Raw genomic sequence first — 7,376 nt, 5'->3', positions numbered from 1 at the left:
AGGGATCGGATTTGAGTTTTCAGTTCACTGTTTACTCACATCAGCAAAAGGCTGACGGCTGAGAGCTTAGATGTGTAATTAATTTTGCTTAGGTACTTATCCTGTTAGAATCGAAACGACAGCAGCGATCGAGGAGTGCAAAAAATATGGCAGCGGGCCATGAAGAAAATCCGAGAATGCCCCTAGATAAAGTTATTTTTGTCATTGCTTGCGTCTATCTAGGTTGGGTGGTGGCATGGCTAATCAGTCAAAAAAATGCCCCTGTCTCTCAAAATGGCACGATTTCCCCGGAAGATCAAAAGTTTATCGCCTATCTGCAATCATCTCTGACTATTATCGATCGCCAAGGTGCAACTTCATCCCCCGATCCTGATCCTTCTCCTAAAAATAACCCTTCTCCGGTAGCCACGGTTCCACCACCACCCCCCGCTAATTTACCGGTTAATAATACTCCCCAGATCATAGAAAGAATTTACGTTCCCGTTTATCCCCAAACCCCTGAAACGGCTGCCAAAATTGCCCCGGTTACACCCGCAAATCCCGACATTTCCGCGCCACCATTACCGGCTGCCCCCCAAGTGCATCGGCCGACAGCAGCGGTTATTCCCACTAATAATCAGGTAAAAAATACCCTGGTGGGGGTGATGGATTTAGGCGATCGATCTTCAGCTTTATTTGATAATAAGGGGATAACGACGCGTATTTCTCCGGGGGAATTTATCAACGGTTGGACTTTAGTGGAAGTTGGTAGTCAACAGGTTATTTTGTCTCGCAACGGACAAACGAAAGTCTTAGAAGTGGGACAATCTTTTTAGGGTGAACTCCCGGCTGGGCGAGATTGTCGGGGCTTCTGAACTCACGGGGGAATGCCTGAAGATAGACTTACGCCCACCTTGCGGATTTGGTATGATAGAGACAATTAGAACAGGTTTGAGAACTAGGAAAAAATCTATCAATCTCCCTCAATAAAACACCTTATTGACAAGCATTTTGTTAACGAAGAAAATAAACTGTAGCGGTAATAATACTCAGAATTACCACAGTCCAGCGCAGATAACTAGGAGAGATAATTCTAGCTAGTTTTCCCCCCAATAAACCCCCAATTAAAGAGCCAATTGCTACCACTATCGCCGCCGACCAATCTACCTGATTAGAAAAGAGAAAAAACCAAGATGCCGCTACATTAACCACCAAAGAAAGCAACTGTTTTAAAGCATTTAATCTCGTGAGATTATCCTTGAGAAATAAGCCCAAAATTGCCAACTCAATCACCCCTAAACCCGCCCCAAAATAACCACCATAAATTGAAGCGAGAGCGATGGGTAAAACCGCCAAAATTTCTGGTATATGACCATTTTCGTCCCCCTGTCGCCGCTGCAACCAAGAGCGTAAAGTATCTTGAAAAGCCAATAAAGCCGCCGCTAAAAGAATCAGAAAAGGAATCAGGCGCTCAAATACTTTATCACTGCTATTTAATAGCAAAATACCACCGATAATGCCGCCAATAACTGCCGATGGTAGTAATAACCTAATCCGTTTTTGTTGCCCGTGCAGGTCTTTTTTTTGGGCGAGAGTTGCCCCCAGATAACCGGGGCATAAAGCGACGGTATTAGTCACATTTGCCATCACTGGTGGGATACCCACCGCCATCAGCGTCGGAAAAGTAATCAGACTACCGCCACCGGCAAGAGCATTAATTAAGCCGGCAGCCACGGCAGCGATTGCTAGGAAGCCATACTGAATAGGCGTGAGCATTTAGGCGTTAGGGATAGTAATTAGGGCTAAATCAATTTTTTCCTCGTCAACTTGCTTAATTTCGGCTTTAATTCCTGGTCCAAAATATCTTTCGATTTTTTCCTGTTTTGCCAGCCACTTTTCTAGGGGTAAAAGGGGCGATTCAAATTCTAGGGTGAGACAATAGGCGGAATCAACAGCAGTTTCACGAATTGCCACTAAAGTCGGTCTTTCCTCGTCCGTGGGGCTTAATCCCAGCTTTTCTAGGGCTTCATCCAGATGCACTTCCTGTCCGTAGCGATAGCGGGTGACATCGTTGCGAAGTTTGGTTTGGGTGACAGTGGCCTGTTGTTGGCGCAATTGCAATATTTCGGGGCTAGTGGGTTGACTGAAGGGTATAGGTTTGATTTCTGAAGCTTTTAGGGCTAAACCTCCCAATAATAACGGTAATCCGTAGAAAAAACCCGCTAAATTTACCGTGGCGTTACCTTGGGCATAACCGATGATCCCGATAACCGTTAAAATACTGCCTAAAATTAAGCCAAAGTATGATAGTCTAATTTTCCTGAGCATGAAATAATTTTTTTCTTGAGTACGCTAATCCTTTAGAGATTATACAACTCCAAAGAATCTTTTTTGCAGATGGGCAGTGGGGAGATTTTTCAGTTATCAGTCATCAGTCATCAGTCATCAGTGAAAAGAAAACAACGAACTTGACACTTAATAAGTAAGTAATCTCAATTAACTGTTAGATAGTGGGACAGGCTTCTGGTTTTTTGTATTTTATCTTTAATTGTAACCAGCTACTTAGTTGATGATAGGTGGTGCGTTAGGACGGATTGTTACCTTCAAGTCAAAACAGGAATTTTTGCCGTCTAACGCACCCTACGTTTTACTTAGTTGATGATAGGTGGTGCGTTAGGACGGATTGTTACCTTCAAGTCAAAACAGGAATTTTTGCCGTCTAACGTACCCTACGTTTTACTATTGCCGATGTACTCGCAATTTCTCAATTAATTGAGATAATTTCTGGTCAGAAGCGGCAGTAATAAAGTCTAATTTAAACTTTTGTCCCTGACTGAGATATTCTGCATAACTAGACCGAAGAAAAGGACGAAACTTTTCATTATCAGCAATATAAACTTCAAAAAAAGAGACCAATAAAGCCCCCGCATAATCCTCGATTAAATTTTGATCGGGTAAAGTGATATCGACCACAGACTCCAGGGTTTTTTGCATTCCTGCATCCAATTCTGTAAAATTTACATGAGCTTGTCCCTCCACCATGGCCAGATATTTATCCGGCGTTTTTAACCAAGTAAAAGGAATGGCCTGTTCAAAAATCGGATTAGCTGCTGGGTCATAACTTCCTGAACCCAAGAGGACAGGAATCGAGATTTTACTTAAACCTTTTTCCCCAAAAATACTGCGGTTAACGGGATTAGCTGCAAAGACGGCCGTGACTCGTTCATCGCGAAAATTATAGACCTGTCTAGGCAATTCTAGGGCGCGACATTCCAGTAAAATAGCGATATTAATCCCGGAGTAAGGACGATTACAATCTTGGGCGAGATTATCAAAATCAATTTGTGCGCCGGCAACAGCTAGAGATGTATAACCCCCGAAGGAATGACCCGCTACTCCCACATTAGTTAGGTTAAGTTTACCTTGAAATTGACTAGCATTTCGTCTGGCTAATTCATCGATGACAAAGCTAATATCTTTGGGTCGATTAATAAACTCATCTCGATCAAAAATATTGCGATAATACCCCCCTAACATTCCTTGTAGGTATTGGGTATCACTGCTGGGGTGTTGCGGTGCCGCTACTAAAAATCCGTAGGAAGCTAGATGTTCAATTGCTTGGGCATAATCTTCTGGTCGCGAGGCTAATCCGTGGGAAAAAATAATTACAGGTGTTTTGCCTTCTCGGAAAGTTTGCGGGATATAAACATTCACATATAAACTGCGATTGCGACTGCTATCGGTTAGGTTCCAAACTTCTTTTTTTACCTGAAAGCTACCGCGCTGACGCAAATCGGGTAAACTGGCATAATTAATCGCTGGTTTAACGGCAGCGGCTTCCTCGGCTGTCCAGAGGCGCATATCTTTGATAAATATTTCCGCCACATAAACCGCATAATCGATGGTTTTAGCTAATCCGAGGATTTCTTCCCCCTGTAACTGTATATTATTGGGGAATTTTTTCAGGACATTTAAAAGGGTTAATCCCCCCGGATCGAAAGCGGCACTAACAATCGCACCCCGCAGGGCATATTTACCATTAATTCCCCCTTCAATGGTGATGCCTTTGCCCAAACGAGAGAGCATATCAGCACCCATCACACTATTAAAAAAACGAGATAGTAAAACAGGATCGATGTCAATTTTTGTTAATAAAGCCTCACGAAACTGCTCTCTTGCTTCGGGAGTTGCTCTGGCGAGAAATCTTTTTAAATTAGCATCAATCTTTCCTTCTTTAGCAAAGGTTTCTAGGGATGCTACCGATACGGAAAAGACGAGGGGAGTATAGACAAATTCAATTTCTTCGGCGGCTTTTAGGGGTAAAGCGGTCATACCCGCGGCGAAAAGACCTAGGAGAAAAGCTCGCAGCCGACGGGTGGGATTATTTCTGGGAAAACGATTTTGTAAACGGGGGATAATCATGGGATTTTTAGTTAGGGTAAATGACAACAATTAAAAGGGAAAAGTAGCATACGGCCAGTTGAAAAACGGTCTTGGTTACTTGATTTCCTTAACCACGGCTCAAAGGTATTGAGACGAAGGTTTCTGAGGTACTAAGGGGCCAATTTAAGGCTAGGGCAAGCGATAAAGTGCCAAGCAAAGTAGGACGAAAAAGCATGAGCAAAACCTCGATAGATTAATCTGGGAGATTTTGATTCTAGATTATTGAGTATTTCTGAGTATAACATCTAAAATAGATATTATATTAAAGTTGTTTTTATGTCAAGACATGAGTCATTAATAAAAAAACAATAAATACATACATTTAATAAGTGAAAGTGATATATTTTGAGATGAAAATAATCCGATAGGGTTTTTGACTGGGATAAATTGCTAATTATTGCGAATGTGAATATCTTGCTGCGGGAAGGGAATCTCGATACCCTGTTGAGTAAACCTATCAAGAATAACACAATTAATATCACTAATTACTCGCTTTTTCCTGTTGACATCATCCAACCAGAACTTTAATTCAAAGTTTAAACTAGAATGATCAAAATTAAGAAAAAAGGCTACTGGTTCGGGGTTTTTAAGTATGTGAGGATGTTGCTCGGCAATGTCTAGCAATAAATTCATCACCTGTTGGGCGTTAGAATTATAACCAACTCCGATAACAACTGAACAATAAATCAAGTTATCACTACCCGTGTAGGTGGTGACATCCTCAGTAAAAAACTTTTGATTGGGAATAATTTTTTCGGAATTGTCTGTAAGAATTTGCACTGTTGTCGCTCGAATACCTAGCTTTTTTACCTGAGAAGTCTGTCCTTCAATATTAATGATATCACCGGGTTTGAGAACTTTTTCAAATAATAGTAAAATACCGCTAATGAAATTACTTACCACTTGCTGCATACCGAAACCAATACCCACCGATAAACCGCCAGTAATTGCCGCTATTGCCGTTGCATTAACTCCCACATAACCCAAGATGATAATAAAACCTAAGACAATGAAAAAATAACGTCCTAACAGTAAAGTTGCTTCAATTTCACCGCGACTCGCTTGCTGATTTAAATTAGTAATGCTCAGAATTATACTCTCTATAAGAACAACAATAATTACCAGAAAATAGGGAGCTATTATCAAAATAAATATGCTTCTCAATGTGATCGGACTATTGAATAAATTGAAGGGAGATACTTGGGCAATTTCTTGAATATTATTGTAAACACCAATAATATTTCTCAGGAGGAATAATACCAATAAAGGTGCTAAAAGCCGACCATGATAATATTTAATTGTATTGACGGAAAACCTAGCGTATAATCCAGCTAATAAACAACGATAAATCAAATAAAAAAATATTAATTGTATGGATAAATTAATCATTCCTCTTGTCCAGTTTTGACTGAAAAAAATTAGATACTTTAAGTCAAGTAAAATTAGACTAATAACTGGAAAATTAAGAAAATGTATCAGGATAGCAAAATATTGACGGAGGGTTAATTTTTTATCACTATGGATCAAACTGGTGACGGGAGTAAATCTTTTTTCTAAGTAAGACCATAACCATTTTGATAATAACCAAGCAAGAATTAAAGACAGAAAAATGATCGCTAATTGACTTTGAACATTCCTGCGTCCTAAAAATAATAATTGGTTAGCAATTATTTCCGAAAGAGAGGGGATATTGTTGTTCATAATTAATTTATTTTCCTGACTTCCTGATCGAGACCTGATTGAATATAAAGTGTCAGTTTTTGGGCTGCTGCTGAGGAAGATATTTCACCAGCGATCGCTCTTTCATACCAAAATTCTCCTTCTTCTAAAATTTTATTCAACTTTTCCCAATCATCCAGAGGTACTGCCACGGCATTTTGAGATTGTTGTAATAATACCGATTCGAGCGGTAGTAAATTTCCTTCGATCTGCACCCGTCGATTAGTGGGAATAAAACTTTCTGTTTGGATGATTGCTTGTAATTGTTGTTCGGGATTAGAGAGAAATTTTCCTAAAGCTAACCCCAAACTATTTTCATTATCACTATTATTGCGATTAAATACCATCACCCGTGTATAGAGAATTGGTGCTGCTTTACCCTGAGTTTCTTGGGGAAGTAAAGCGACTCTGAGATCATCTTGTAGGCTGTTTTTTAAATCGGCAATTTCAATAGAATTACACACATAATAGGTTAAGCGACCTCCAGCAAAGGCATCATGAAGTAATTCCCGTTGACGATTGAGGATAAAATTAGGCTGTGACGAGGCAAATTTTAGCCATTCTAGCCATTTTGCCCAACCATCTAAGCGAGGTTGCAGCCGACCCTGATCATCCCACAAATAGCCGCCAAAAATTGCCATTCCCCAAAAAGTATCTTCAAAAGAGGAAACTATCCCCACAGAATAGCCTTTGCGCGCACGTTCCACTAATCCCCCTAAACTGGTGGGAGGTTGCTTCAGCGCTGGATCGGGACTAACTTGTAATTTTTTTTGATTATAACACAGTACATTGGTACGAGAACCTAAGGGAATGCCGTAGATTTTTCCTTGATAGCTAACTTGTTTCAGCGTCGGGGGATAATAAATAGATAAATCTAGATTGTTCTGGTCAATTTCCTCCAGTACTCCTTGGGATACTAATCTGGGTATATTTCTCGAAAAAATTAGAATAACACTCGCACCCAATCCGCTTTGAGATTGTTTAAAAAAACGTTCGGGTATCTCATCAACAGGAATAGCTTGTTCAAGAATTGTCACCTGCGAATTTAATTTTTCAAACTCTTGCAAACCGAGACCTACTACTTCAGTTAAATTGCCCTCTTCTGGATACCAAACCAAAAGGGTTCCTTGCAGTTGCTCCGATGATTGGTTAGGAAGATCACTAAAACAAGCATAAAGAAAAATTGGCATCAAGATAAAAAGCAATAGGAGCGATATAATTCCCCTTATTTTTTT

General features: G+C 40.2%; 6 protein-coding genes. 1 reads left to right on the top strand and 5 read right to left on the bottom strand.

Annotated elements, in window-relative coordinates:
• Positions 1-146 precede the first annotated feature (146 nt).
• Positions 147-815, top strand: a complete 669-nt coding sequence (locus PX481_RS17515) for a hypothetical protein (RefSeq protein WP_002763521.1) — start codon at positions 147-149, stop codon at positions 813-815.
• Between the two features lie 178 nt (positions 816-993).
• On the opposite strand, the gene PX481_RS17510 is transcribed toward PX481_RS17515, so the two are convergent.
• The 5 genes from PX481_RS17510 to PX481_RS17490 all read right to left on the bottom strand — a co-directional run.
• Positions 994-1,755 (bottom strand): sulfite exporter TauE/SafE family protein, encoded by a 762-nt coding sequence (locus PX481_RS17510; protein ID WP_002763522.1) that lies wholly within the window; start codon positions 1,753-1,755, stop codon positions 994-996.
• Positions 1,756-2,307, bottom strand: coding sequence for a DUF2854 domain-containing protein (locus tag PX481_RS17505; protein WP_002763523.1), 552 nt, complete (start codon positions 2,305-2,307; stop codon positions 1,756-1,758).
• Between the two features lie 411 nt (positions 2,308-2,718).
• On the bottom strand, positions 2,719-4,401 hold the full coding sequence (locus PX481_RS17500) for an alpha/beta hydrolase (protein WP_288095222.1): 1,683 nt from the start codon (positions 4,399-4,401) through the stop codon (positions 2,719-2,721).
• Between the two features lie 411 nt (positions 4,402-4,812).
• Positions 4,813-6,123: a mechanosensitive ion channel family protein gene (locus PX481_RS17495; RefSeq protein WP_002763525.1), complete on the bottom strand. Its 1,311-nt coding sequence runs from the start codon at positions 6,121-6,123 to the stop codon at positions 4,813-4,815.
• 2 nt (positions 6,124-6,125) lie between these two features.
• On the bottom strand, positions 6,126-7,376 hold a 1,251-nt coding region (locus tag PX481_RS17490; RefSeq protein WP_288095220.1), incomplete at its 5' end, for a sugar ABC transporter substrate-binding protein.

This window comes from Microcystis sp. M53603_WE2, assembly GCF_030065435.1.
Note: the sequence above shows the minus strand (reverse complement) of the source record. Positions and strands in the feature narration are given on the sequence as shown.